The organism is Pseudomonas sp. MYb193, assembly GCF_002966775.1.
GTDB classification, from domain to species: Bacteria; Pseudomonadota; Gammaproteobacteria; order Pseudomonadales; family Pseudomonadaceae; genus Aquipseudomonas; species Aquipseudomonas paracarnis.
This window is the reverse complement of sequence record NZ_CP023269.1, coordinates 4,452,805-4,477,244: the sequence shown is the minus strand read 5'-3', so window position 1 is coordinate 4,477,244 and position 24,440 is coordinate 4,452,805. Positions and strand designations below refer to the sequence as shown.

At 60.5% G+C, this 24,440-nt stretch carries 22 protein-coding genes; 13 read left to right on the top strand and 9 right to left on the bottom strand.

The window, feature by feature from the left end; translation table 11 throughout:
* Nucleotides 1-6 precede the first annotated feature (6 nt).
* Nucleotides 7-1,431, top strand: coding sequence for a PLP-dependent aminotransferase family protein (locus CLM72_RS20345; RefSeq protein WP_054897194.1), 1,425 nt, complete (start codon nt 7-9; stop codon nt 1,429-1,431).
* Between the two features lie 104 nt (nt 1,432-1,535).
* Here the strand turns inward: CLM72_RS20345 and CLM72_RS20340 are convergent, their stop codons facing one another.
* Nucleotides 1,536-2,354, bottom strand: a complete 819-nt coding sequence (locus tag CLM72_RS20340; RefSeq protein ID WP_003193298.1) for a pyruvate, water dikinase regulatory protein — start codon at nt 2,352-2,354, stop codon at nt 1,536-1,538.
* Between the two features lie 178 nt (nt 2,355-2,532).
* On the opposite strand from CLM72_RS20340, the gene ppsA reads away from it, so the two are divergent.
* The 8 genes from ppsA (at nt 2,533) to CLM72_RS20300 (ending at nt 10,671) form a co-directional block, all read left to right on the top strand.
* On the top strand, nt 2,533-4,908 hold the full coding sequence (gene ppsA, locus CLM72_RS20335; protein ID WP_003193296.1) for a phosphoenolpyruvate synthase: 2,376 nt from the start codon (nt 2,533-2,535) through the stop codon (nt 4,906-4,908).
* 106 nt (nt 4,909-5,014) lie between these two features.
* Nucleotides 5,015-6,004, top strand: a complete 990-nt coding sequence (locus tag CLM72_RS20330) for an alpha/beta fold hydrolase (RefSeq protein ID WP_105227792.1) — start codon at nt 5,015-5,017, stop codon at nt 6,002-6,004.
* 229 nt (nt 6,005-6,233) lie between these two features.
* Nucleotides 6,234-6,725: a ribonuclease E activity regulator RraA gene (rraA, locus tag CLM72_RS20325; protein WP_014719488.1), complete on the top strand. Its 492-nt coding sequence runs from the start codon at nt 6,234-6,236 to the stop codon at nt 6,723-6,725.
* 25 nt (nt 6,726-6,750) lie between these two features.
* Nucleotides 6,751-7,746 (top strand): zinc transporter ZntB, encoded by a 996-nt coding sequence (locus tag CLM72_RS20320; protein WP_105227790.1) that lies wholly within the window; start codon nt 6,751-6,753, stop codon nt 7,744-7,746.
* An 86-nt stretch (nt 7,747-7,832) separates the two neighbouring features.
* Complete coding sequence (locus CLM72_RS20315) at nt 7,833-8,078, top strand: CrfX protein (RefSeq protein WP_105227788.1); 246 nt, start codon at nt 7,833-7,835, stop codon at nt 8,076-8,078.
* Nucleotides 8,079-8,080: 2 nt separating this feature from the next.
* Nucleotides 8,081-8,905 carry a mechanosensitive ion channel domain-containing protein gene (locus CLM72_RS20310; RefSeq protein WP_003193288.1) on the top strand — a complete coding sequence of 275 codons (825 nt, stop codon included), beginning with the start codon at nt 8,081-8,083 and terminating at the stop codon, nt 8,903-8,905.
* Nucleotides 8,906-8,992: 87 nt separating this feature from the next.
* Nucleotides 8,993-9,583: an RNA polymerase sigma factor SigX gene (sigX, locus tag CLM72_RS20305; RefSeq protein ID WP_003193286.1), complete on the top strand. Its 591-nt coding sequence runs from the start codon at nt 8,993-8,995 to the stop codon at nt 9,581-9,583.
* Between the two features lie 107 nt (nt 9,584-9,690).
* A complete protein-coding gene (locus CLM72_RS20300; RefSeq protein ID WP_105227786.1) occupies nt 9,691-10,671 on the top strand; it encodes an OmpA family protein in 981 nt (326 codons plus the stop codon).
* Nucleotides 10,672-10,728: 57 nt separating this feature from the next.
* Here the strand turns inward: CLM72_RS20300 and cobA are convergent, their stop codons facing one another.
* The 8 genes from cobA to CLM72_RS20260 form a co-directional block, all read right to left on the bottom strand.
* A complete protein-coding gene (gene cobA / locus CLM72_RS20295; RefSeq protein WP_105227784.1) occupies nt 10,729-11,472 on the bottom strand; it encodes a uroporphyrinogen-III C-methyltransferase in 744 nt (247 codons plus the stop codon).
* 10 nt (nt 11,473-11,482) lie between these two features.
* On the bottom strand, nt 11,483-14,191 hold the full coding sequence (locus tag CLM72_RS20290) for a nitrate reductase (protein WP_105227782.1): 2,709 nt from the start codon (nt 14,189-14,191) through the stop codon (nt 11,483-11,485).
* Nucleotides 14,191-14,508 (bottom strand): nitrite reductase small subunit NirD, encoded by a 318-nt coding sequence (gene nirD, locus CLM72_RS20285; RefSeq protein WP_014719483.1) that lies wholly within the window; start codon nt 14,506-14,508, stop codon nt 14,191-14,193. The genes CLM72_RS20290 and nirD overlap by 1 nt, the downstream gene beginning before the upstream one ends.
* Entirely contained in the window at nt 14,505-16,958 is a 2,454-nt protein-coding gene (nirB, locus tag CLM72_RS20280) for a nitrite reductase large subunit NirB (protein WP_096143550.1), read from the bottom strand. Before nirB ends, nirD begins: the two co-directional genes overlap by 4 nt.
* Before the next feature lie 232 nt (nt 16,959-17,190).
* The gene (locus tag CLM72_RS20275; protein WP_105227780.1) at nt 17,191-18,858 is read right to left on the bottom strand and encodes a bifunctional protein-serine/threonine kinase/phosphatase; all 1,668 of its coding nucleotides are present in this window, start codon (nt 18,856-18,858) and stop codon (nt 17,191-17,193) included.
* Nucleotides 18,858-20,069 carry a NarK/NasA family nitrate transporter gene (locus tag CLM72_RS20270; protein ID WP_032903097.1) on the bottom strand — a complete coding sequence of 404 codons (1,212 nt, stop codon included), beginning with the start codon at nt 20,067-20,069 and terminating at the stop codon, nt 18,858-18,860. Before CLM72_RS20270 ends, CLM72_RS20275 begins: the two co-directional genes overlap by 1 nt.
* 146 nt (nt 20,070-20,215) lie before the next feature.
* Nucleotides 20,216-20,791: an ANTAR domain-containing response regulator gene (locus CLM72_RS20265; protein WP_003193274.1), complete on the bottom strand. Its 576-nt coding sequence runs from the start codon at nt 20,789-20,791 to the stop codon at nt 20,216-20,218.
* A 13-nt stretch (nt 20,792-20,804) separates the two neighbouring features.
* Complete coding sequence (locus CLM72_RS20260) at nt 20,805-22,004, bottom strand: CmpA/NrtA family ABC transporter substrate-binding protein (RefSeq protein WP_105227778.1); 1,200 nt, start codon at nt 22,002-22,004, stop codon at nt 20,805-20,807.
* A gap of 247 nt (nt 22,005-22,251) precedes the next feature.
* Here CLM72_RS20260 and CLM72_RS20250 point away from each other — a divergent pair, with 247 nt between their 5' ends.
* The 4 genes from CLM72_RS20250 (at nt 22,252) to CLM72_RS20235 (ending at nt 24,410) form a co-directional block, all read left to right on the top strand.
* Nucleotides 22,252-23,172, top strand: coding sequence for a secretin N-terminal domain-containing protein (locus tag CLM72_RS20250; RefSeq protein ID WP_256595214.1), 921 nt, complete (start codon nt 22,252-22,254; stop codon nt 23,170-23,172).
* A gap of 14 nt (nt 23,173-23,186) precedes the next feature.
* Nucleotides 23,187-23,402 (top strand): FliM/FliN family flagellar motor switch protein, encoded by a 216-nt coding sequence (locus tag CLM72_RS20245; RefSeq protein WP_034128368.1) that lies wholly within the window; start codon nt 23,187-23,189, stop codon nt 23,400-23,402.
* Nucleotides 23,403-23,566: 164 nt separating this feature from the next.
* Entirely contained in the window at nt 23,567-23,956 is a 390-nt protein-coding gene (locus tag CLM72_RS20240) for a winged helix-turn-helix domain-containing protein (RefSeq protein ID WP_072447526.1), read from the top strand.
* A complete protein-coding gene (locus tag CLM72_RS20235) occupies nt 23,943-24,410 on the top strand; it encodes a transglycosylase SLT domain-containing protein (protein WP_177430938.1) in 468 nt (155 codons plus the stop codon). Before CLM72_RS20240 ends, CLM72_RS20235 begins: the two co-directional genes overlap by 14 nt.
* Nucleotides 24,411-24,440: the final 30 nt, after the last annotated feature.

Below are 24,440 nucleotides of genomic sequence, written 5' to 3'. Positions count from 1 at the left end.
CGAAAGATGGCTGTCAAAACAAATATTGACATGGTGTCAATTATGCGTGAGGGCCTGTCCAACGGGCAGGGCGTGAAGTACAAGCGCCTGTCTGATGTGATGGAACGGGGCATCCTCGAAGGCTTGATTGAACCGGGACGAAAACTGCCGCCCCATCGGGTGCTTTCCGACAATTTAGGCGTGACCATCGGCACCATCAGCCGGGCTTACGGTGAACTGGAACGCCTGGGCCTGGTGGTTGCGCGGGTAGGTGACGGCACCTTCGTGCGCAAGCGTGGGATGGAGCGCCAGCGTGATGAGGGCTTTCGTAATTTCAGCGAGGAGCCGCGCCAGTACTTCGACATGAGCCGCAACATGCACATTCCCGGGCAAGAGACGGTGTTTCTCGCCCAGAGCTTCCAAACCCTGTCGACCAACGCCAAGTTCCTCCAGGACATCAGCGCCTACACCCCCGACGCCGGCCTGCCGCGTTACCGTGAAGCGGGCGCGCAATGGCTGGTGCAGCGCGAGTTTCATCCGATTCCCGAGCAGGTCATCTGCGTCAACGGCGGCCAGCACGGCTTGCTGTGCGCCATGATGGCGTTGCTGCGTGCTGGCGATACGGTGGTCACCGAGCAGTTGACTTATCCCGGGCTGATTACCGCTGCGCGTATGCTGGGGGTGCGGCTGATCGGCCTGGAGATGGATGAGGAAGGCGTACTGCCCACGGCGCTGGATGAGGTCTGTCGCAATCACCGTATTTCGGCGTTGTACTGCACGCCGACTATCCAGAATCCGACCACCGCTGTGTTGTCGGTGGCGCGCCGCGAAGCCTTGGCCAGGGTGTGTCGCGAACATAACCTGCTGATTCTGGAGGACGAAGCCCACGGTGTGCTGGTGGAGGACCGTCCGCCGCCCCTCAGCTATTTCGCGCCTGAGCGTACGATCTTGATCAGCAGCCTGAGCAAGGCGGTATCGGCCGGTTTGCGGGTGGGCTACGTGCATGCGCCGCCGGCGCTGGTCAGCCGCATCTCGGCGGCGCTACGTTCGACCTGCTGGATGGCCACACCTGTGACCCTGGAACTGGCGACCCAGTGGATTGAAAACGGCACGGCGGAATATTTGTTGCGTCAGCAGATCAACGAGATCAGCCGTCGCAAGACGCTGGTCGAAGATTTATTGACCGGCTTAGCCTATCGCACCCACCTCAACAGCCCGCATTTCTGGATCGAAGTACCGGAACCCTGGCGCGCCTCGGAAATCGAGGCGGAGCTCAAGCAGAACAATTACCTGATCGCCACCGCCGAGGCGTTTGCCGTGGGGCAGACAGCGGTGCCGCAGTTTATTCGGGCGAGTATCTGCAACACGTCGGGCGATGATCAGTTATTGCGCGAGGGGTTTGATGCGCTGGCGACGGCGTTGGGGCAGGGGGGCGGGCGGTTTCATCTGTAAATCCGCGTTACCGTTCATCGCAGGCAAGCCAGCTCCCACAGGGGAGTGCATTCCAACTGTGGGAGCTGGCTTGCCTGCGATAGCGTCAGTTCAGGCGACAGAGATCACTTGAAGCGCCGCTCCACACCCTTCTCCACCAGAATCTTCGCCGAAATCTCTTCCACCGAAAAATGCGTGGAATTGATGTGCGCGATATTCTCCCGGCGGAACAGATTTTCTACTTCACGCACTTCAAATTCGCACTGGGCATAGCTGGAGTAGCGGCTGTTGGGCTTGCGTTCGTTGCGGATGGCGGTCAGCCGGTCCGGGTCGATGGTCAGGCCGAACAGTTTGTGTGAATGCGCGCGCAAGGCGGCGGGCAGGGTCAGGTGTTCCATGTCGTCTTCGGTCAGCGGGTAGTTGGCTGCACGAATACCGAACTGCATGGCCATGTACAGGCAGGTCGGGGTCTTGCCGCAACGCGACACGCCCACCAGGATCAGGTCGGCCTTGTCGTAGTAGTGGGTGCGGGCACCGTCGTCGTTGTCGAGGGCGAAGTTCACGGCCTCGATACGCTCCATATAGTTGGAGTTATGCCCGATGGAATGGGACTTTCCGACGGAATAGGACGAATGTTCACTCAACTCCTGTTCCAGCGGCGCCAGGAAGGTGGAGAAAATGTCGATCATGAAACCATTCGACGTTGCGAGAATCTCACGAATGTCTTGATTGACGATGGTGTCGAAAATGATCGGGCGAAAACCGTCTTTTTCAGCCGCCAGATTGATTTGTTGTACCATGGCCCGCGCTTTATCCACGCTGTCTATATAAGGCCGGGTGAATTTGGCGAAGGTAATGTTTTCGAACTGCGCGAGCAGGCTCTGGCCCAATGTTTCGGCTGTGATGCCGGTGCCGTCGGAAATAAAGAAAGCAGATCGTTTCATTTGAGCCCTGGGCCTTAAGCTGATGGCGAATCTTGGATATGATAGGCGCGATTTTGCCGTCCCGCAGTGGGCCGCATTCTCACTTATTTTCCAGGTCCAGGCCACAAGCGCTGGCGTTAGCTCCTACTGAGCAACCCGCGTCCTGAGCTTTTCCAACACAGAAAGTGGAGAGATCACCTTGGTAGAGTACGTAGTTTCCCTCGATAAGCTCGGCGTCCATGATGTAGAGCATGTGGGGGGCAAGAACGCATCCCTCGGCGAGATGATCAGTAATCTTGCAGGCGCTGGTGTCTCGGTGCCCGGTGGTTTCGCCACCACGGCCCAGGCTTACCGCGACTTCCTCGAGCTGAGCGGCCTCAACGCCCAGATCCACGCCGCGCTGGACGCCCTGGACGTCGATGACGTCAACGCCCTGGCCAAGACCGGCGCCCAGATCCGCCAGTGGATCATGGAAGCCGAGTTCCCCGAGAAGCTCAACGAAGAAATTCGCACCGCCTTCGCCACTCTGTCGGCCGGTAACCCGGACATGGCTGTTGCCGTGCGTTCCTCTGCCACCGCCGAAGACTTGCCGGACGCCTCCTTTGCCGGCCAGCAGGAAACCTTCCTCAACATTCGCGGCGTCGAAAACGTGATCCGCGCGGCAAAGGAAGTGTTTGCCTCCCTCTTCAACGACCGTGCGATTTCCTACCGCGTACACCAGGGTTTCGACCACAAGCTGGTGGCCCTGTCTGCCGGTGTGCAGCGCATGGTGCGTTCGGAAACCGGCACTGCCGGTGTGATGTTCACCCTGGATACCGAATCCGGTTTCCGTGACGTGGTGTTTATCACCGGCGCCTACGGCCTGGGCGAAACAGTCGTACAAGGCGCGGTCAACCCGGACGAATTCTACGTACACAAGGGCACCCTCGAAGCGGGCCGCCCGGCCATCCTGCGCCGTAACCTGGGCAGCAAGGCCATCAAAATGATCTACGGCGACGAGGCCAAGGCCGGTCGCTCGGTCAAAACCGTTGAAGTCGACAAGGCCGAGCGCGCGCGTTTCTGCCTGACCGACGCTGAAGTCAGTGAGTTGGCCAAGCAAGCGATGATCATCGAAAAGCACTACAAGTGCCCGATGGACATCGAGTGGGCCAAGGACGGTGACGACGGCAAGCTGTACATCGTGCAGGCGCGCCCGGAAACCGTGAAGAGCCGCACTTCGGCCAACGTCATGGAGCGCTACCTGCTCAAGGAAACCGGCACCGTGTTGGTAGAAGGCCGTGCCATTGGCCAACGCATTGGCGCAGGCAAGGTGCGGATCATCAAGGACGTGTCCGAGATGGACAAGGTCCAGCCGGGTGACGTACTGGTTTCCGACATGACCGACCCGGATTGGGAACCGGTGATGAAGCGCGCCAGTGCCATTGTCACCAACCGTGGCGGGCGTACCTGCCACGCGGCGATCATTGCCCGTGAGCTGGGGATTCCGGCAGTCGTGGGTTGCGGCAACGCCACCCAACTGCTCAAGGATGGCCAAGGCGTGACCGTTTCCTGCGCCGAAGGCGATACCGGCTTTATCTTCGAAGGTGAGCTGGGCTTCGATATCAAGCAAAATTCCATCGATGCCATGCCCGACCTGCCGTTCAAGATCATGATGAACGTCGGCAACCCGGACCGCGCCTTTGATTTTGCGCAGTTGCCGAACGCCGGCGTGGGCCTGGCCCGCCTGGAGTTCATCATCAATCGCATGATCGGCGTGCACCCCAAGGCTCTGTTGAACTACGACGGCCTGCCGTTGGACATCAAGGAAAGCGTCGACAAGCGCATCGCTGGCTACAACGACCCGGTAGGTTTCTACGTCGAGAAACTGGTCGAAGGCATCAGCACCCTGGCTGCGGCGTTCTACCCGAAAAAGGTCATCGTGCGCCTGTCGGACTTCAAGTCCAATGAATACGCGAACCTGATCGGCGGCAAGCTCTACGAACCGGAAGAAGAAAACCCGATGCTGGGTTTCCGCGGCGCCTCGCGTTACATCAGCGAAGCCTTCCGTGACTGCTTCGAGCTCGAATGCCGTGCGCTCAAGCGTGTGCGCAACGAGATGGGCCTGACCAACGTCGAGATCATGGTGCCGTTCGTGCGCACCCTGGGCGAAGCGAGCCAGGTCGTGGACCTGCTGGCAGAAAACGGCCTGACCCGCGGCGAGAACGGCCTGCGCGTGATCATGATGTGCGAATTGCCGTCCAACGCCATCCTGGCTGAAGAGTTCCTGGAGTTCTTCGACGGTTTCTCCATCGGCTCGAACGACCTGACCCAGTTGACCTTGGGCCTGGACCGCGATTCGGGGATCATCGCCCACCTGTTCGACGAGCGTAACCCAGCGGTCAAGAAGCTGCTGGCCAACGCCATCCAGGCTTGTAACAAGGCTGGCAAGTACATCGGTATCTGCGGCCAAGGCCCTTCGGACCACCCTGACCTGGCCAAATGGCTGATGGAGCAGGGGATCGAGAGCGTCTCGCTGAACCCCGATTCCGTGCTGGAAACCTGGTTCTTCCTGGCCGAAGGCCAAGCGTCCGCCTAAGGGCGTAAGGTCAAAAGTGCCGGTCACTCGTTGCGGGTGACCGGCATTCTTATCTGTACAGGGCGGGAATCCTTGCGGACGCCGCCCTTTTTTGTGCAAGAGCATTATGCAAAGCAGCAGCCATCTGTTTCCTGTCGCCCTGATCAGTGCTGAACGTCGCGGCGACCTGAGTGAAGACGTCTACCGGCTCAAGCCCGGTAACAGCCCGGACGGCACCGTCGAGCTGGCGGTTACCCGTTTGGGCCTGGCCGATGTCCCGGAAAACCGGGGCACGCCGATTATTTTGTTGCATGGCAGTTTTTCCAACCGGCGTTTCTGGTATTCGCCCAAAGGTATCGGCCTGGGGGCTTACCTGGCGCGTCGCGGATTTGATGTGTGGATCCCGGAAATGCGCGGCCATGGTTTGTCCAAGCGCAATCACGACTACGCCAGAAACCGTGTCGCCGATTACGCGCGCTACGATTTGCCGGCCGTGGGGGCGTTTGTGTGTGAGCAAAGCGGGCAGATTCCGCACTGGATCGGGCATTCCCTCGGTGCCACTACCCTGGCTGCGGCCTTGGGTGGGCGGCACTTGGATGCATCGGCGGTGGCCTCGGTGGCGTTGTTCGGCTGCCAGGTCAGTCGCACCCACTGGCCGTTGAAAATTCCACCGGTGGAGTGGAGTGGTCGCTTTATTCTCAAGCGCCTTGCCCATCTGTCCGGCCCACGCTTCAAGCGTGGGCCCGAGGACGAGCCGGCCGGCGTGATGATCGAAGCGATGCGTTGGAATGGCCTGTTCGGCCGGTTTGGCGATGCCGAGCATGACTGGTGGAAAGGCTTGGCGCAGGTCGATGTGCCGCTGTTGGCGGTGAGCGCAGCGGGAGACCGGCAAGACCCGGACTGGGCCTGCCGCAAGCTCTTCGAGCAAGTGGGTAGTGAGCATCGCCAGTACCTGTGCCTGGGACGCCAGCAAGGTTTCAGCGAGGATTTCGGCCATGTGCAGATGCTGGTCAGTAAAGCGGCCCAGGCCCAAGTGTGGCCTTTGGTCGAGCGTTGGTTGAACGACCCGCTGACACCCTTGTTGGGTACGCAGCCCGAGGTGTCCGCAGCGGTTTGACGAAACGCTCTACCAAGGGCGTTTCACTCTTGAATGGTTGCGGCTAAGATATGACGCGCCACGCGCTTCTGGTCATATTCAGTCGCGTAACGTGTATTGCGTTGCGCTGATCGTGGTTTGATCATGGCCGCCGCCCACCCGCAGGCGCTTAAAGAATGCCTGTCGCGGGGCGTTTTCTTGATGTACACCGTGGATGTTCGACCTCTTCTTTGATGACAGGAGTTTCTCGATGAACCATTACGTGACCCCCGACCTGTGTGACGCCTACCCGGAGCTGGTGCAGGTAGTGGAGCCGATGTTCAGCAACTTCGGTGGCCGAGACTCCTTTGGTGGCGAGATAGTCACCCTCAAATGCTTCGAGGATAACTCCCTGGTCAAGGCGCAGGCTGACCTGCCGGGCGCTGGTAAAGTGCTGGTGGTCGACGGTGGTGGTTCGCTGCGCTGCGCGTTGCTGGGTGACATGATTGCCGAGAAAGCCGCGAAAAATGGTTGGGAAGGGCTGGTGATCTACGGGTGCATCCGTGACGTAGACGTCATCGCCCAGACCGACCTGGGTGTGCAGGCCCTGGCCTCTCATCCGAAAAAAACCGACAAGCGCGGCCTTGGCGACCTGAACGTCCCGGTGACATTCGCAGGCGTGACGTTCCGCCCCGGTGAGTACATTTATGCCGATAACAACGGGGTGATCGTGTCACCCAGCCCGCTGAAAATGCCTGAATAAACTGCCGCAACCGATCGGGGTGAGGATGTTCGAAGAAGAAAACGCGCAATGGGGGCTGGTGCATGCCCTGGTGCTGGACGGTAAAGGCGGTGCGCGTTCGATTGCCCGGACTGAGCTCGACGATTTGCAGTTGCAGCCCCAGGAAAGCCTGTGGCTGCACTGGGATCGCAGCCATCCTCAAACCCAGACCTGGCTGCGTAAATCCAGCGGCCTGAGCGAGTTTGCCTGTGACTTGCTGCTGGAGGAAAACACCCGTCCACGCCTGTTGCCGCTGCCGGACGCCGAATTGCTGTTGTTTCTGCGCGGGATCAATCTCAACCCAGGCGCGGAGCCGGAAGACATGGTGTCGGTGCGCATCTTCGCCGCCGCCAACCGAGTGATTTCTCTGCGTTTGCGCCCCTTGCGCGCTACCGATGAGTTGCTGGTGCAACTGGCAGACGGCAAAGGCCCCAGGACGGCGTCTGAACTCATCCTTTATATGGCTCAGTACCTGACCAACAAAGTGCAGGATCTGGTTGCTGGCTTGTCTGAAATCGTCGATTCCGAGGAAGAAAAACTCGATGCCGACGAACGGTATACCCCGGAGCATGGCAGCGCTCTGCAGATCCGTCGAAGAGCCGCCGGACTCAAGCGCTTCCTGGCCCCCCAGCGGGATATTTTTGCCCAACTGACACGAATCAAATTGGCGTGGTTCTGCGACGACGATGCCGACTATTGGAACGAACTGCACAACAGCCTGACCCGTTACCTGGAAGAGCTGGAATTGGCCAGAGAGCGCGTGGGGCTTGTGCTGGAGGCTGAAGACCGGCGCTTGAGCCTGCGCATGAACCGCACCATGTACCGCTTCGGGATCATCACCGGGATCTTCTTGCCGATGAGTTTTCTTACCGGTTTGCTCGGTATAAATGTGGGCGGCATTCCGTTCTCTGCCAGCCCTTACGGATTCATGATTGCGTGCCTGTTGATGGTGTCTGTGGCACTGGGGCAATGGTGGCTGTTTCGACGATTGCGCTGGGTTTGACCTGAATATGACCTGAACGTAAGAAAGGGCCGATGTGACCCGATGAATTTTACCCTCGTCTTTTAAATCACTTGCGAGAGGTCTCTATGCACGATCCGTTCGAACAGTCTTTGCGTGACATGCTCAATGCTTCGCCATCCGACCGTGATGACGATGCCTGCCTGGGCCGCGTACTAAAAACCGCCAACCGTCAGGTAGGGGCGGGTGACCTGTTCGGTCTGCTCGGGCGTTGGTTGCCGGCGTTGATGATGGCCCTGAACAATGGTTCGGCCCATGTATCACCGGTTTCCCGTCGTAAACCTCTTGCTAGCACTGCTGATAAGGCTGATTGAATATGGAACTTGATCTCTGGACCCAGAGCCTGGTCACCGCGATGACCGCATTGTGGACCAAGGTGGCGAATTTCATTCCCAACCTGTTTGGTGCCCTGGTCCTGGTATTGCTGGGTTTTGTCGTGGCCAAGCTGCTCGATACCCTGCTGTCCAAATTGCTCGCCAAACTGGGGCTCGATCGCCTGATGGCCGGCACTGGCCTGACCAAATTGCTCGGCCGCGCAGGGTTGCAAGTACCGATTTCGACCCTGATCGGCAAGATCGTCTATTGGTTTGTTCTACTTATTTTTCTGGTTTCTGCAGCGCAGTCCCTTGGACTTGAGCGAGTTTCAGCTACGCTCGACATGCTGGCACTGTATTTGCCGAAAGTTTTCGGTGGCGCGCTGGTGCTGCTGGTGGGGGTTTTACTCGCGCAACTGGCCAACGGGCTGGTGCGCGGGGCCGCCGAAGGCGTGGGGTTGGACTACGCGGCAGGCCTGGGGCGAATCGCACAGGGGCTGGTGATCATCATCAGTATTTCCGTCGCGATCAGCCAGTTGGAGGTCAAGACTGACCTGCTCAACCACGTTATTGTGATTGTTTTGATTACCGTTGGTCTGGCAGTTGCGCTGGCCATGGGGTTGGGAAGCCGGGAAATTGCCGGCCAGATTCTTGCGGGAATCTATGTGCGTGAGCTGTATCAAGTTGGGCAACAGGTGCGTGTGGGCGAGGTCGAAGGGCAAATCGAGGAGATCGGCACAGTCAAGACGACCGTGCTGACCGATGACGGGGAACTGGTGTCGCTGTCCAACCGGATTCTCCTGGAGCAGCAGGTCAGTAGCCGCTAATCCGGCAAATCCTGCTAATGTACGCCGCCGCAAACCCGGGTGACCGGGTTGCAGCGGACATTGACCTGACTGTCGGCACGACTTGTTTTGAATAAAGCCCAAACGCTGTCCACGCGCTATGACCCCCGTGAGCTCTCTGATGAGGAGTTGGTCGCGCGCTCGCACACGGAGCTGTTTCACGTAACACGCGCGTACGAAGAATTGATGCGCAGGTATCAACGCACTCTGTTCAACGTTTGTTCAAGGTATTTGGGGAACGATAGAGACGCGGATGATGTCTGTCAGGAAGTGATGCTCAAGGTGCTATACGGCCTGAAGAACTTCGAGGGCAAATCGAAGTTCAAGACCTGGCTGTACAGCATCACGTACAACGAGTGCATCACGCAGTATCGGAAGGAACGGCGAAAGCGTCGCTTGATGGACGCTTTGAGTCTGGACCCCCTTGAGGAGGCGTCTGAAGAGAAGGCGCCGGCACCCGAGGAAAAGGGCGGACTTGATCGCTGGTTGGTGCATGTGAACCCGATTGACCGCGAAATTCTGGTGCTTCGATTTGTCGCAGAGCTGGAATTTCAGGAAATCGCTGACATCATGCATATGGGTTTGAGTGCTACAAAAATGCGGTACAAGCGTGCTCTTGATAAATTACGTGAGAAATTTGCGGGCGAGACTGAAACTTAGTGCGTAGCAAATATCTCTTACGTGTAGGCAAGTTCTGTTAGACTTGTCGCCGAGTTGTCCCCCGGTTTGTGGGACTGCTTTACAATCACCAGATGGGGATTTAACGGATGAAACTGAAAAACACCTTGGGCTTGGCCATTGGTTCTCTTATTGCCGCTACTTCTTTCGGCGTTCTGGCACAAGGCCAAGGCGCAGTTGAAGGCGAGCTGTTCTACAAGAAGCAGTACAACGATAGCGTTAAGCACATCGAAGACGGCTTCAACCCAGGCGCTCGCATTGGTTACTTCCTGACCGACGATCTGTCGTTGAATCTGTCGTACGACAAGACCAACCACACCCGTTCGAACGACGGCACTGGCAACCAGAAGATCAAAGGTGACACTGGCAGCCTCGTTGCTCAGTACCACTTCGGTCAGGCTGGCGTTGATAGCCTGCGTCCATACGTTGAAGGCGGTTTCGGCCACCAGAGCCGTACCAACGTTAAGGCTGACGGCCACAGCGGTCGCGACCAGACCACTTTCGCTACCATCGGTACCGGCGTGAAGTACTACTTCACCAACAACCTGTACGCTCGTGCTGGTGTTGAAGCTGACTACGGTCTGGACAACGGCAAGTGGGACTACTCCGCACTGGTTGGCCTGGGCGTGAACTTCGGCGGTAACGCTGGCGCAGCTGCTCCAGCTCCTACCCCAGCACCAGCTCCAGAGCCAGTTCCAGAGCCAGAAGCTCCGGTTGCTCAGGTTGTTCGTGTTGAGCTGGACGTTAAGTTCGACTTCGACAAGGCCGTTGTTAAGCCTAACAGCTACGGCGACGTTAAAAACCTGGCCGACTTCATGGCTCAGTACCCAGCTACCAACGTAGAAGTTGCTGGTCACACTGACTCCGTAGGTCCAGACGCTTACAACCAGAAGCTGTCCCAGCGTCGTGCTGACGCTGTTAAGCAAGTCCTGGTTAAAGACGGCGTTGCTCCTAGCCGTGTAAATGCTGTTGGTTACGGCGAATCCCGCCCAGTTGCTGACAACGCAACTGAAGCTGGTCGCGCTGTTAACCGTCGCGTAGAAGCGTCGGTTGAAGCTCAAGCTCAGTAATTACTGAGTAAAGAAAAGCCCGGCTCCGGCCGGGCTTTTTTTCGCCTGCGATTTGCCTCAGGCGCTTGCCGCAGCGGCGATGCTAGCCATCTGTGCGGCGCCGGCAACCTGGCCAATCACCAGGATGGCCGGGCTCTTCAGCGCAAAAGCTTTTGCAGCTTCATGCATGGCCGCCAGGGAGCTGCGGCATTCGCGTTGTTGGGGTAACGAAGCGTTTTCGATCATTGCCACCGGCATATCCGCAGCCATGCCGCCGTTGAGCAGCTGTTCGCGGATTTCTTCCAGCTTGGCCACGCCCATATACACCACCAGCGTGGTTCCACCCTCCGCCAGCGCACGCCAGTTCAGGCTACTGTCGTCCTGGGTATGCGCGGTGACCAAGGTCACTCCACGGCTCACCCCGCGCAAGGTCAACGGGATGTCACACTGGGTCGCCCCGGCCAGGCCTGAGGTGATGCCATTGACCAATTCCACCTCGACTCCACGCTCGCGCAGCCAGGTTGCCTCCTCGCCACCGCGGCCAAAAATACACGGGTCACCGCCTTTAAGACGTACTACGCATTTGCCCTGGCGTGCATAACGCAACATCAGGCGGTGAATGAAATCCTGCGGGGTAGAGCGACATCCCCCGCGCTTGCCGACGGTAATTATCCGAGCGCTGGTGCAGTGTTCCAGTACTGTCGGGTTGACCAGATCATCAATCAGCACGACGTCCGCTGCCTGCAGAGCCCGGACCGCTTTCAGGGTCAGCAACTCCGGGTCACCCGGTCCTGCGCCTACCAGCCACACTTTTGCGCTCATGTTGTTCCCCTTACACACTGATGGCGATTGGCTGCGGGTTGCTGGCCAAAAGACGTTTGATTTCCGGCACGCAGGAGCCGCATTGGGTGCCGCAGCCCAGGGCCTGTTTGAGGCCATCCAGGTCCAGGCCGCTGCCGATACCGGCACACACGGCGTTTTCGCTGACGTTCTTGCAGTTGCACACAATCTTGTTGCTGGCCGTTGTACCGCCCGGCGGCGCGCTTAAGGGCGCCAGCAACCAGCGCCGCAGTTGCTCGTCGGCCCGGCCTTCCAGCCACAGGCTTTGCAGCCAGTGACGGGCCAGGGTTTCGCCGGCCAGGCGCAGGGCGGTGATGCGACCTTTCTCGATTTTTACGCGCTTGCCGATTGAGCGGCGCGGGTCGTCATAGGCCATTACCGGGCCGTCGTTGAGGCCCAGCAGGTGGTCGATACGGGTCAAGAGTTGCAGGTCGGGCGCCTCGGTATGCGCGGCGCGCACCAGCAGCGCGGGACGTTCACGGCCAGCCAGGCTCAGGCTGACGTAGGCAAAGGTTTCACACAGTGGGCGCAAGGCTTCGAAGTGCTGCTGTACATCGCCTTCGATCAGCGCAAACAGCTGCCACGGCAGTTGCACTGCTTCCAGGCGCACGCCGCTGTGCTTGAGCTCCGGCTGCTTGGACAAAGGGTCGAACGCCGGTTGAGTGAGGGTATTGACGCCGCCCTTGAGAAAGCGATCGCCCCAGTGCATGGGCAGAAACGCTTGGCCGGGACGCACACTGTCATCGCTGCCGACGGCGACGATCACGCTGCCGCGACGGCTTTTCAGGCTGACCAGGTCACCCTCTTTGAAGCGGTGGCGGCGTAGCTCATCCGGATGCAGGCTCAACAATGCTTCACTGACGTGCCCGAACAGCTGCGCTGCCGTGCCGGTGCGGCTCATGCCGTGCCATTGATCACGCAGGCGACCGGTGATCAGGGTCAGGGGGAATCGCGCATCGCGCTGTTCCTTGGCGGCGCGGTAAGGCTCGGCGACAAATCGCGCCCGGCCCGTGTCAGTAGGGAAAATGCCGTCGGTGTACAGGCGCGACGTACCCGCTTGCGCACCCTCGGGAAACGGCCACTGCTGCGGGCCGAGCCGGTCGAGCAGGGCGTGGCTGATGCCGGACATATCCAGGTCACGGCCTTGGGTCAGTGGCTTGAATTCATCAAACAGCTGCGCCGCTTGCTCAAAGGCGAACAGGCTCGGCAACCCCGGACGCAGACGACGCTCCAGGCGCTGTGCGAAATCCACCGTGATCGCCCAATCCGCGCGTGCTTCACCCGGTGGGTTGATGGCGCGGCGCACGTGGGAAATACGTCGCTCGGAGTTGGTCACCGTGCCGTCTTTTTCACCCCAACTGGCGGCGGGCAGTAGCAGGTCGGCATAGGCGGCGGTTTCGGTGGTACGAAACGCTTCCTGCAACACCACGAACGGGCACGCGGCCAAGGCGGCGCGCACCGCGTTCTGGTCGGGCAGCGATTGGGCTGGGTTGGTACAGGCGATCCACAACGCCTTGATCTTGCCAGCCTGCACCTGTTCAAACAGCTCGATGGCGGTAAGGCCCGTAGTCGCGGGCAGTCGCTCCACGCCCCAATAGGCCGCCACTTCAGCGCGGTGTTCAGGGTTGGCCGCTTCGCGGTGGCCCGGCAGCAAGTTGGACAGGCTGCCGGTTTCGCGCCCGCCCATGGCGTTCGGTTGGCCGGTCAGGGAAAACGGCCCGCAGCCCGGCCGGCCAATGGTCCCCGTGGCTAGATGCAGGTTGATCAACGCGCTGTTTTTGGCGCTGCCGGCGGTGGATTGGTTAAGCCCCATGCACCACAGCGACAAAAAGCTGCTGGAGGTGCCGACCCACTGCGCGCACAGGCGCAGCTGTTCGACGCTGATGCCGCATAGTTGCGTGACCATCTGTGGCGTGTAGTCATGCACCAGGCGCTTGAGTTCGGCCAGGCCGTCGGTGTGGGCCTGGATAAACGCGCGGTCGATCCAGTCTTCCCACAGCAGTAAATGCAAAATGCCGTGGAACAACGCCACATCCGTTCCCGGCAAGATGGCCAAGTGCAGGTCGGCCAAGTCGCAGGTGTCGGTACGCCGAGGATCAATCACCAGCACTTTCATCTGCGGGCGTTGCGCCTTGGCTTGCTCCAGGCGTCGGAACAATACCGGGTGGGCGTAGGCCATATTGCTGCCGACGATCATCACGCAGTCGCTGTTTTCCAGGTCTTCATAGCTGCACGGCGGCGCATCGGCGCCCAGGCTGCGCTTGTAGCCGACCACCGCCGAAGACATGCACAGCCGAGAATTGCTGTCGATATTATTGGTGCCCACCAACGCGCGGGCCAACTTGTTGAAGCTGTAGTAGTCCTCGGTCAACAGTTGCCCGGAAATATAGAACGCCACACTGTCGGGCCCGTGTTCGGCAATGGTATCGGCGAACACGTTGGCCGCGTGGTCCAGGGCGGTGTCCCAGTCGGTGCGGGTGCGTGCCAGTTCTTTGCCCAAGCGCAATTGCGGGTAAAGAGCACGGGCGCTCAAGTCGCCGGTCAGGTGCAGGCTCGCGCCTTTGCTGCACAACTTGCCGAAGTTGGCCGGATGGCTGGGGTCGCCTTGCACCCCCAGGATCTGTTCGCCGTCATGCTCGATCAGCACGCCGCAGCCCACCCCGCAATAACAACAGGTGGACGCGGTGGTCTGGCGGTTCATCAACCCGCGTCCCGCAGGGCCAGCATCACCCGGCCGTTTTCGACCCGGGCTTGATGATGGTGGGCGCAGCCGATATCCGGGGCCTGGGCTTGGCCAGTCGCCAGGTCGATCTGCCAGTTGTGCAGCGGGCAGGCCACCCGCTTGCCGTAGATCAAGCCTTGGGACAGCGGCCCGCCTTTGTGTGGGCAGCGGTCGTCGAGGGCAAAGACTTCATCGTCACTGGTGCGAAAAATCGCAATGTCACCTTTCGGCCCGCTGATGATGCGCGAGCCCAGGGCGTTGATTTCATCGAGGGCGCAGATATCCAGCCAGTTCATAGCGAGACCTCCAGTTGTTTGACGGGGATCACGTCGAATTCCTTTTTCAGCAGCGGCTGTTCCAGGCGTTCTTTCCACGGGTCCTGCTCGAATGACAACGAGAACTGCAAACGCTCATTGAGGGCCCGGCGGCGGGCCGGGTCTTCCAGCACAGCCTTCTTGATATGCTCCATGCCCACCCGCTGCAGGTAGTGCACGGTGCGCTCCAGGTAGAAGGCTTCTTCGCGGTATAGCTGCAGGAATGCGCCGTTGTATTCGCGTACTTCCTCGGCGGTTTTCACCTTGACGAAGAACTCCGCGACTTCGGTCTTGATCCCGCCGTTGCCACCGATGTACATCTCCCAGCCCGAGTCGACACCGATAATGCCTACGTCCTTGATGCCCGCTTCCGAGCAGTTGCGTGGGCACCCGGAGACCGCCAACTTGACCTTGTGGGGCGACCACATATTGAACAGGTCATGCTCCAGCTCGATGCCCAGTTGCGTCGAATTCTGCGTGCCAAACCGGCAGAACTCGCTGCCCACACAGGTTTTGACGGTGCGGATGGATTTGCCATAGGCATGCCCGGACGGCATATCCAGGTCCTTCCATACCCCTGGCAAGTCCTGCTTCTTGATACCGAGCAAGTCAATGCGCTGGCCGCCGGTGACCTTGACCATCGGCACGTTGTACTTGTCGGCCACATCGGCGATGCGGCGCAACTCCGAAGGATTGGTCACGCCGCCCCACATCCGTGGGACCACAGAGTAGGTGCCGTCTTTTTGAATATTGGCGTGGGCCCGTTCGTTGATCAGCCGCGATTGCGGGTCGTCCTTGGCTTCGCCGGGCCAGGTGGAGATCAGGTAGTAATTGAGGGCCGGGCGGCAGGTGGCGCAGCCATTGGGGGTGCGCCAGTTCAGGTAACGCATGGTGCTGTCGATGGTCAGCAGGTGCTGCTCGCGGATGGCCTGGCGGATCTGCCCGTGGTTGAGGTCGCTGCAGCCACAGATGGCTTTTTCACTTTTGGGTTTGACGTCGGCGGCGCCGCCCACGGTGTTGATCAGGATCTGCTCGACCAGCCCGGCACAGGAGCCGCAGGAACTGGCGGCCTTGGTGTGTTTTTTCACCTCATCGACACTGAACAGCCCTTGTTCCTGGATCGCCTTGACAATGGTGCCCTTGCACACGCCGTTGCAGCCGCAGACTTCGGCGCTGTCGGCCATGCTCATGGCTTTGTCCTGGCCTTGGTGGCCGACATCGCCGAGTGCATTTTCACCGAACATCAGATGATCGCGGATTTCACCGATGGCGTGGTTCTCACGGATCTGGCGGAAATACCAGCCGCCATCGGCGGTATCGCCGTACAGGCAGGCGCCGACCAGAATGTCGTCCTTGATCACCAGCTTCTTGTACACGCCGCCAATCGGGTCGGAGAGCGTGATGGTTTCGGTACCTTCGCCGCCCATGAAGTCGCCGGCGGAGAACAAGTCGATGCCGGTGACTTTCAGCTTGGTCGAGGTCACCGAGCCCTTGTAAGTGGCAAAGCCCAATTGGGCCAGGTGGTTGGCGCAGACCTTGGCCTGTTCGAACAAGGGCGCCACCAGGCCATAGGCGATGCCGCGATGGCTGGCGCATTCACCGATCGCATAGATACGCGGGTCGTAGGTTTGCATTGTGTCGTTGACCAGGATCCCACGGTTGCAGGGGATGCCGGACTTTTCCGCGAGTTCGGTATTGGGGCGGATGCCGGCAGCCATCACCACCAGGTCGGCGGGGATGATGTCGCCATTCTTGAACTGCACCGAGCCGACGCGGCCATTGCCGGCATCGTGCAGGGCCTGGGTCTGCTCGCACAGGCGAAACACCAGGCCGCGGCTCTCCAGTTCGGTTTGCAGTAGCTGGCCGCTGGTCTTGTCCAGTTGCCGCTCCAGCAGCCATTCACCGATGTGCACCACCGTCACGTGCATGCCGCGCAGCATCAGGCCGTTGGCCGCTTCCAGGCCGAGCAGGCCGCCGCCGATCACCACCGCATGCTTGTGGGTCTTGGCGGTGTCGATCATCGCCTGGGTGTCGGCAATGTCGCGGTAACCAATCACGCCCTGCAAGCTGTTGCCGGGAATTGGCAGGATAAACGGCGTGGACCCGGTAGCGATCAGCAGGCGGTCATATTCGGCTTCGGTGCCGTCTTCGGCGATGACTTTGCGCTTGACCCGGTCGATCTGCACCACCTTGCGGTTGAGCAGCAACTTGACGTTGTTGTCCAGGTACCAATCCAGGTCGTTGAGCACGATCTCTTCGAAGGTTTGCTCACCGGCCAGTACTGGCGACAGCAGGATGCGGTTGTAGTTGGTGTGAGGCTCGGCGCCGAACACGGTGATGTCGTACAGCTCGTTGCTCAGCTTGAGCAGTTCTTCAAGGGTGCGAACCCCGGCCATGCCGTTGCCGATCATCACCAGTTTGAGTTTTTTCATGTCGTTCTCCGCAATGGCTCGACAAATCGTGCGCAAACAAAAAAGGCATCCCCGCTAGTCAGCTAGCGAGGACGCCTTTGTCCTGGTCCCGTTCTATCGGGAAGCTCGGCCCTTCGTCGTTGAAGGAGCGGCTATATGTGGGGTGTTGAGAACGTTAATGCAGCAGCTGTGCCAAGTCCCTATAGCCCAGGTTTACTGGGCGTTTACACGGAGAGTCGGCGCATTCTGCCCGTTAGTGGTGCATCAGCCAGTACAGCAGCACCAGATTGAGCAGCAGCGAAGCCATCGCCAGGGTCTGCCAGACTTTCAAGGGTTCGCGTTCAAGCAAGGGGCGTGGGCGTAGGCTCAATTCGCGGCGATCGGCCTGCTCCAGCACCAACAGCCATTCTTCGGCGGTTTCATAACGCTGGGCCGGGACAGCGGTCACCGCTCGTTCCAGGCTGTGTGGCAACCACTCCGGCAAGTCGGGGCGATAACGGCTGGCGCTGACGGGTTGGGAAAACCTGGGCCGTTGGAAGGCCTCGATTTCACCGTAGGGGTAATGCCCGGTCAGCAGGTAATACAAGGTCACGCCGACGCTGTACAAATCCTGTTGTGCCGTAGGCTGCTCGCCAGCGAACGCCTCGGGCGCGATGAAACTCGGGGTGCCGGGCAGCAGGTGGGCACGGTCCTCGGAGAGCCCGGGGCAATAGGCCAGGCCGAAGTCCAGCACACGCAGTTCGCCATCTTCTCCCAGCAGCAGGTTTTCCGGCTTGATGTCGCGGTGCAGGATCTGCCGGCGATGCAACAGGCCCACGGCGCGCAGCAAGCGTTCGGCAATCGACTGCCATTGCGCCAACGGCAGCGGGCCTTGTTGTTGGAACAGTTGGGCCAGGGTTTGTCCGGCGTATTCGCGCATCACGTAGTACAAATGCTGACGGCCACTGGCCGCATGCACTTCGGGAAAGGCACGGCCGGCGACCCGGCGCAGAAACCATTCCTCCGACAACAAGGCCTGTGCGGCGTCGGTATCGTCGCAACGCAACGGTAAGGTCTTGAGCAGCCAGGGTTGCCCCTGGGCGTCGTGCACGCGGTACAGCAACGACTGCCGACTCTGCGCCAGCACGCTTTGCACCTGCCAGCCTTCAAAGGTTTGCCCGACTTTCAGTGGTGGCGGCAGCGGCCATTGCTGCAACTGCACCAAGGCGTCGCCGAGGGTGGCCGCGCCGAGTTGATCGATGCGCACCAGCAAGGCGCTGGCGTTGTCTTGGCTACCCGCCAGGTGGGCGGCGTTGACCAGGGTGTTGACGGCCAGCTCGAGGTCGCTTTGTTCGCGCAGGATCGCGCCGATGCTGTGATCGCCCAGCGTGGCCCACACCCCATCGCTGAGCAGCAGGAAACACTCGCCCTCGCGCAACGGGCCATCGAGGAAGTCCAGCACCAGATGCTGATCCAGGCCGAGGGCGCGCTTGAGCACATGTTGCATGCCCGGCTGTTCCCACACATGGTCTTCGCTGATGCGTTGCAACTCGCCGTCAAGCCAACGGTACGCCCGGCAATCACCGACATGGGCCAGGGTGAAACGCTGGCCGCGAAACACCAGGGCGCTGAGGGTGGTGAGCAACGGTTGGCCGCCGCCGTTGGCTTGCAACCAGCGATTTTGCGCCAGTAACAAGCGCTCCAGCGCCTGGGCCACGCCCCAGGTCTGTGGCGTAGCGTAGTAGTCCAGGGCCAGGGCCTGCAGGGTCGAGCGTGCGGCCAGGCCACCGTCGGCGCACTGGCTGACGCCGTCGGCCAGTGCGCACAGGTAGCCTTTGCTCGCGGCCAGTTCCGCCATGGGCGTGACCACCCGCAGCGCATCCTGGTTCTCGCTGCGCGGGCCGATGGCACTGGCCTGGGCGACGCTCAGTTGCAGGCTCATCAGACGCGGGCGGCGGTCACGGCGGCCGAACCCCAGGTGGTTCTCCAGCGCCGTTTCACCCCATGCAGGCCGAACCAGGCCAACACACCGAGGCTGGCGAACAACCACAGGGCCAGTTGATAGCTGCCAGTACTCTGCTTGATGGCGCCCATGCCCGCCGCAAGGGCGAAGCCACCGATGCCACCGGCCATGCCGATCAGGCCGGTCATCACGCCGATCTCACTGCGAAAACGCTGCGGCACCAATTGGAATACCGCGCCATTGCCGGCGCCCAGGCCGAGCATGGTGCAGACGAAAAGCGCCAGCGCTGCGTAGGAGCTGGGCAGGTTGAACCCCACTGCCGCAATGCAGATCACCGCCACGCTGTACATGCCGAGCAGGGTCTTGATCCCGCCGAACCGGTCTGCCAGGGCGCCACCCAATGGGCGCATCAGGCTGCCACCGAACACACAGGCGGCGGTGTAGTAGCCGGCGGTCACCGGGCTCAGGCCGTACTGGTCGTTGAAGTAGCCGGGCAGGGCGCTGGCCAGGCCGATAAACCCGCCGAAGGTCACGCTGTAGAAGAACATGAACCACCAGCTGTCGCGGTCGCCCAGGGCCTTGAAGTAGTCGGCCATGGATTTGGCTTTCGGCCGTTCAGGCGCATTGCGCGCAAGCCAGGCGAATACGATCAGGGTCAGCACCAGTGGGATCAGCGCAAAGCCGAACACATTGCTCCAACCAAAGGCGGCCGCCAGCACGGGCGCCAGCAACGCCGCAAACACCGTGCCGGAGTTACCGGCGCCGGCGATGCCCATCGCCTTGCCCTGATGCTCCGCCGGGTACCACTGTGACGCCAAGGGCAGGGCGACCGCGAAGGACGCACCGGCCATGCCCAGGAACATGCCCAGCAGCAGCGCTTGTTCGTAGCTGTGGATCCCCAGTTTCCAGGCGCAGAACAGCGCCACGATCACAATCACCTGGCCAATCAGCCCGGCGGTCTTGGGCGACAGCTTGTCGGCCAGCATCCCCATCAAGAAGCGCAGCACCGCGCCCGCCAGGATCGGGGTGGCCACCACCAGGCCGCGCTGTTGAGTAGTCAGGTGCAAGTCAGCGGCAATCTGCACCGCCAGTGGGCCCAGCAGGTACCAGACCATGAAGCTCAGGTCGAAATACAGGAACGCGGCAAACAGGGTCGGGGTGTGCCCGGATTTCCAGAAGCTTGATTTCATCACGCACCTCAACGGTTGGGGGTCTAGAAACGAAAAAACGCCGCCACCGGGTTCGCGAGGGCAAACCGGGTGGGCGACGTCTTTGTCGTGAAGGGGCAACCGCCGTTGGCTACCTGTGATAATTCTTTAGCAAGAGCTGAGCCAGATCAGCCGAGCAACTCGCTCATGGCAATAATCTGCTCCGCCACCTGGATCAGTTTCTGTTGACGGCTCATGGCCTGGCGGCGCATCAGGGTGTAGGCCTCTTCCTCGTTGCAGCTCTTCATCTTCATCAGCAGGCCCTTGGCCAACTCGATGCGCTTGCGTTCGGCCAGTTGCTGGTCGCGGGCATGAAGCTGGGCGCGCAGGGCCTGGTCACTCTCGAAGCGCGCCATGGCCACATCGAGGATCGGTTGCAGGCGCTGGGCCTGGATACCTTCGACGATATAGGCACTGACGCCGGACTTGATGGCCTGGCGCATCACATTCGGGTCGTGCTCGTCGGTGAACATCACGATGGGCCGTGGCTGATCGCGGCTGACCAGCACCACTTGCTCCATCACATCGCGCCCGGGTGACTCGGTATCGATCAGAATCACATCAGGACGCACTGTTTCGACGCGTGCGGGCAGGTCGATGGTCAAGCCGGACTCATCGATCACCTCGAAGCCGGCCTCGGTCAATGCGGCCTTGAGGCGCCCGACCTTGCGCGGGGTGTCGTTGATCAACAGGATTCGCAGCATCGTCGGGCTCCTGTCAGCGCAGCGCTTGGCGATTGGCATCATCGACCAGGGCATGCAGGTGGAAGCTGCGGGCGTAGCCGGCGGGGTCGCTGCCGTCCCAGGTCTTGCCGTCGAGCAACTGGCTGCGGCGCATGTCCGAGTCGCCTGCGGTAATGCCCAGCGCCTCGGCAGCCTGGCGATACAGTGCCAATTGCTGAACTTGCCGGGCAACGCCCAGGTAGTCAGGGTCTTCCCGCAGCAAGCCCCAGCGCCGGAACTGGGTCATGAACCACATGCCATCACTGAGGTAAGGCAGGTTCACCTCGCCGTCGGCGAAAAAGCGCAGTGCATGGGGATCCTGCCAGTGGTTGCCCAGGCCATCGTCATAGTGCCCCAGCAGGCGCGGTTCGATGCAGGCCACAGGTGCGTCGAGGTATTCACTGGCACTGAGCAACTGGGCGGTAGAGCGGCGGTTTTCACGGCTCTGTTCGATAAACCGGCTGGCCTCGAGGATCGCCATGACCAGCACGCGTGCGGTATTGGGGTACGCGTCAGCGAAGGCTTGGGTGCAGCCCAGGACTTTTTCCGGGTGGTCCGGCCAGATTGCCTGGCTGGTCGCCAGGGTATAGCCCTGGTTCTGTTGCACTGCGCTGGCGCACCAGGGTTCACCTACGCAAAGTCCATCGATGCGTCCGGCTTGCAGGTGCGCCACCATTTGCGGCGGCGGCACCACCACACTGTTCACATCCTGCAATGGATGGATGCCTTGGCTCGCCAGCCAGTAATACAACCACATGGCGTGGGTGCCGGTGGGAAACGTCTGAGCGAAGGTCAGTTTTGTCCGGCTTTGGTGCACATGGCCTTTCAACGCCTCAGGAGTGATCACCCCTTGCTGTTGCAGGCCGTGGGACAGGTTGATGCCCTGACCATTCTGGTTCAGCCCCATCAGCACTGCCATGGGGCTGGCGGCGACGCCGCCGATGCCCAGGTGTACGGCATAAATCAGCCCGTAGAGACTGTGGGCGGCGTCCAGTTCACCGCTGACCAGCTTGTCGCGCAGGTTGGCCCAGGATGCCTGGCGTTTGAGGTTGAGTGTGAGGCCGTAGGGTTGGGCGAAGCCCTGGGTGGCGGCGACCACCAGCGAGGCGCAATCGGTCAGGGCCATGAACCCAAGGTCCAGGCTGCTCTTTTCCGGGGCATCGCTGCCATTTACCCAAGCCAGCGGATCGTTCATCAATACCTGCCTTTTCTGAAAAAAAAAGCGCCGTTTCCCAGGTTGGCGTTACAGGCCATTGCAGGGGAACGACGCCTTTGTCCGTAGGCCCGTACCGCCGTTGGTGCGAGCCTGATACAGAGTGCATAGCAAGGCACATGCCATGGGTGGGCCGGTGCAACTGGCCGTCAACTTTCCATCATGATTGAACCTCGTGCGCCTCGCAGTATGGCCGCTTCCTCAGGCCAGACCGTCAGGCATTCCCACGGTGCACGCTGATTTCCTCGCAACCCTCAATTGCCGCTGGCTGTACAGCGTGCTGCTGTGCGCCGCGCTGTTGCTGGGCAGCCGCACGGCCTGTGGCGAGGTGTACCAGGCACAGGATGAGGGGCTGCCGGCTTTCTTTGCTGCGCTGTCTGTGTCATTGGGTCTGCCCGTGGTGACCAGCCGTGCCGTGGCTAATAGGCAGGTGAGCGGAGCATTCGATTTTGCGGCGCCGCAACAGGTCATTGAAACGCTCGCCGCGCGCGAAGGCTTGATCTGGCACAGCGATGGCCAAGTGTTGCACGTCTACGCTGCCGACGAAGCGAGAAGCTCGGCGGTGGCGCTGCAACATATTAGTGTCGACAGGCTGCGTGGCATCATGCGACGTGCAGGGCTGGATGAGCCACGTTATCCGCTGCGCGCAAACGGGGCGCGCATGTTCTACGTATCCGGGCCTCCCAGCTATGTCGATCATATATTGCGGCTGACGCAACTGATGGATCGACCCCCTCGCAAGTTGCCAGAGCGCCCGCCTGCATTTGGCGTGGTGCAAGTGGTCAATTTCCCGGTGGAAGATCACCCGCACGGCGTGGGTACCAACAGGGGCCTGGTACCAGGCATGCTCTCGATGATCCATGCCCGGCTATCCCAGGCGCAGAGGGTCCAGTTGGCCGACGGCCGCCTTGCGTTGCTGGCCTATCCGGATACCAACAGTGTGTTGATCAAGGGCTCGCCTGCCCAGGTGAAAGTTATCGAGAAACTGCTGGCCGAGCTGGATGTGGCCCAGGTGCTGAATGAAACTTTGCCAGGGCAGGCGCATGCCGGTGGTGGAGACCCGCAGGCCGGGCCACCTCAGTTGACCGCCGCGCAATATGAGCGTGTGCAACGTGCGTTCCTACGGACGGAGCGCGAGTTTTCCCCCTGAGAAGGCGTTTGTCCATGCACCTGGAAATACTGCTGCAGGAGCAATTGATCAGCCGCAAGCGTTTGGCCGCGTTCGCGCCGGGAAAAGTGCTGCCCTTGGACCCAGGCGTCACACGATGTGTGGAGGTGCGGGTCAATGGACAATTGATGGCGTTAGGTGAGTTGGTGCAGTTGGAGGACCGGCTAGGAGTTGAGTTGCAGGAGACTTTCCAGGAGTGGCTGTCGCGATAAGGGGCGCAAGCGATTTGTCTGACCGGCAGCGGCCCAAAAAAAACCATTGAATGGGTTTTTTCCTAACGCGAGTCTGCGGGGCGGTTTTTATAGTCGTGCCAATGGCAGGTGAGCCGGTTCACACAGTAAGGATTTGAATGTCAGTAGTCGATACAGAGGTGCCTATGGCCGTCGTGACGCAAGAAGCGGCGGCATCCCTGGTCTTCGCTCGCTGGACCTTGCACGGCGATGGTCGGTTGATAGGCGCGGATGCGGATATACAGCTGCCTCCCAAGGAGGGGCAGGTGCTGCGGTTGCTGCTGGCCTCCGGTGGCGCACTGATGACCAAGGACCGCTTGCTGGAACTGGCCTGGCCTCGGGGCGAGGTAGCCGATGAGTCACTTACGCGTTGTATTTATTCCCTGCGCAAGCATTTGAGGGCCGACAAAGGCTTTATCAAGACTATTTATGGCAAGGGCTATCGCTTTACATGCCCGGTACGGGTGGGTGATCAACCGAGGGCTGTCCTGCACCTGTGCGCCGTCTGTGGTCAGGCCAGTAATGTCAAAGGTTAGGGTCGGGGGCAGAGGCCTGTTGTTCAGTGTGCTGATGGGCTGTAACCCGGCATGGGCCTATTGCTGGGAAGAGGCGGCCAGCCGCTACGATCTCGAGCCAGAGTTACTGCAGGCTATCGCCTCAGTCGAGTCGGGTTACCGTGCGCAAGCCATGAACTACAGCAACCGAAACGGCACACGGGATATTGGCTTGATGCAGATAAACAGCATTCACCTGCCTCGTTTGCTCAAGCAGGGTATTACCGAAGAGCGGTTGTTGAACGAACCTTGCCTGTCGGTGGAAGTAGGCGCCTCGATTCTTGCCGATTTTATACAGCGTTTTGGCTACAACTGGACGGCAGTGGGCGCTTACAACGTTGGGCCCGGCCCCGGCCCTCAGCGTGAGGCATTACGCCTGCGCTACGCCGAGAGGATCTGGGTGCGCTATGAGGCCTTGATGGCGCAGCGTCAATGAGATCGAGTGTCATGCCTCGCATGCAACCCA

Coding starts and splice junctions, on each gene's coding strand:
- CLM72_RS20345 (WP_054897194.1), top strand. CDS start 7: ATGGCTGTCAAAACAAATATTGACATGGTGTCAATTATGCGTGAGGGC.
- CLM72_RS20340 (WP_003193298.1), bottom strand. CDS start 2,354: ATGAAACGATCTGCTTTCTTTATTTCCGACGGCACCGGCATCACAGCC.
- CLM72_RS20330 (WP_105227792.1), top strand. CDS start 5,015: ATGCAAAGCAGCAGCCATCTGTTTCCTGTCGCCCTGATCAGTGCTGAA.
- rraA (WP_014719488.1), top strand. CDS start 6,234: ATGAACCATTACGTGACCCCCGACCTGTGTGACGCCTACCCGGAGCTG.
- CLM72_RS20320 (WP_105227790.1), top strand. CDS start 6,751: ATGTTCGAAGAAGAAAACGCGCAATGGGGGCTGGTGCATGCCCTGGTG.
- CLM72_RS20315 (WP_105227788.1), top strand. CDS start 7,833: ATGCACGATCCGTTCGAACAGTCTTTGCGTGACATGCTCAATGCTTCG.
- CLM72_RS20310 (WP_003193288.1), top strand. CDS start 8,081: ATGGAACTTGATCTCTGGACCCAGAGCCTGGTCACCGCGATGACCGCA.
- CLM72_RS20300 (WP_105227786.1), top strand. CDS start 9,691: ATGAAACTGAAAAACACCTTGGGCTTGGCCATTGGTTCTCTTATTGCC.
- cobA (WP_105227784.1), bottom strand. CDS start 11,472: ATGAGCGCAAAAGTGTGGCTGGTAGGCGCAGGACCGGGTGACCCGGAG.
- CLM72_RS20290 (WP_105227782.1), bottom strand. CDS start 14,191: ATGAACCGCCAGACCACCGCGTCCACCTGTTGTTATTGCGGGGTGGGC.
- nirD (WP_014719483.1), bottom strand. CDS start 14,508: ATGAACTGGCTGGATATCTGCGCCCTCGATGAAATCAACGCCCTGGGC.
- nirB (WP_096143550.1), bottom strand. CDS start 16,958: ATGAAAAAACTCAAACTGGTGATGATCGGCAACGGCATGGCCGGGGTT.
- CLM72_RS20275 (WP_105227780.1), bottom strand. CDS start 18,858: ATGAGCCTGCAACTGAGCGTCGCCCAGGCCAGTGCCATCGGCCCGCGC.
- CLM72_RS20270 (WP_032903097.1), bottom strand. CDS start 20,069: ATGAAATCAAGCTTCTGGAAATCCGGGCACACCCCGACCCTGTTTGCC.
- CLM72_RS20265 (WP_003193274.1), bottom strand. CDS start 20,791: ATGCTGCGAATCCTGTTGATCAACGACACCCCGCGCAAGGTCGGGCGC.
- CLM72_RS20260 (WP_105227778.1), bottom strand. CDS start 22,004: ATGAACGATCCGCTGGCTTGGGTAAATGGCAGCGATGCCCCGGAAAAG.
- CLM72_RS20245 (WP_034128368.1), top strand. CDS start 23,187: ATGCACCTGGAAATACTGCTGCAGGAGCAATTGATCAGCCGCAAGCGT.
- CLM72_RS20240 (WP_072447526.1), top strand. CDS start 23,567: ATGGCCGTCGTGACGCAAGAAGCGGCGGCATCCCTGGTCTTCGCTCGC.
- CLM72_RS20235 (WP_177430938.1), top strand. CDS start 23,943: ATGTCAAAGGTTAGGGTCGGGGGCAGAGGCCTGTTGTTCAGTGTGCTG.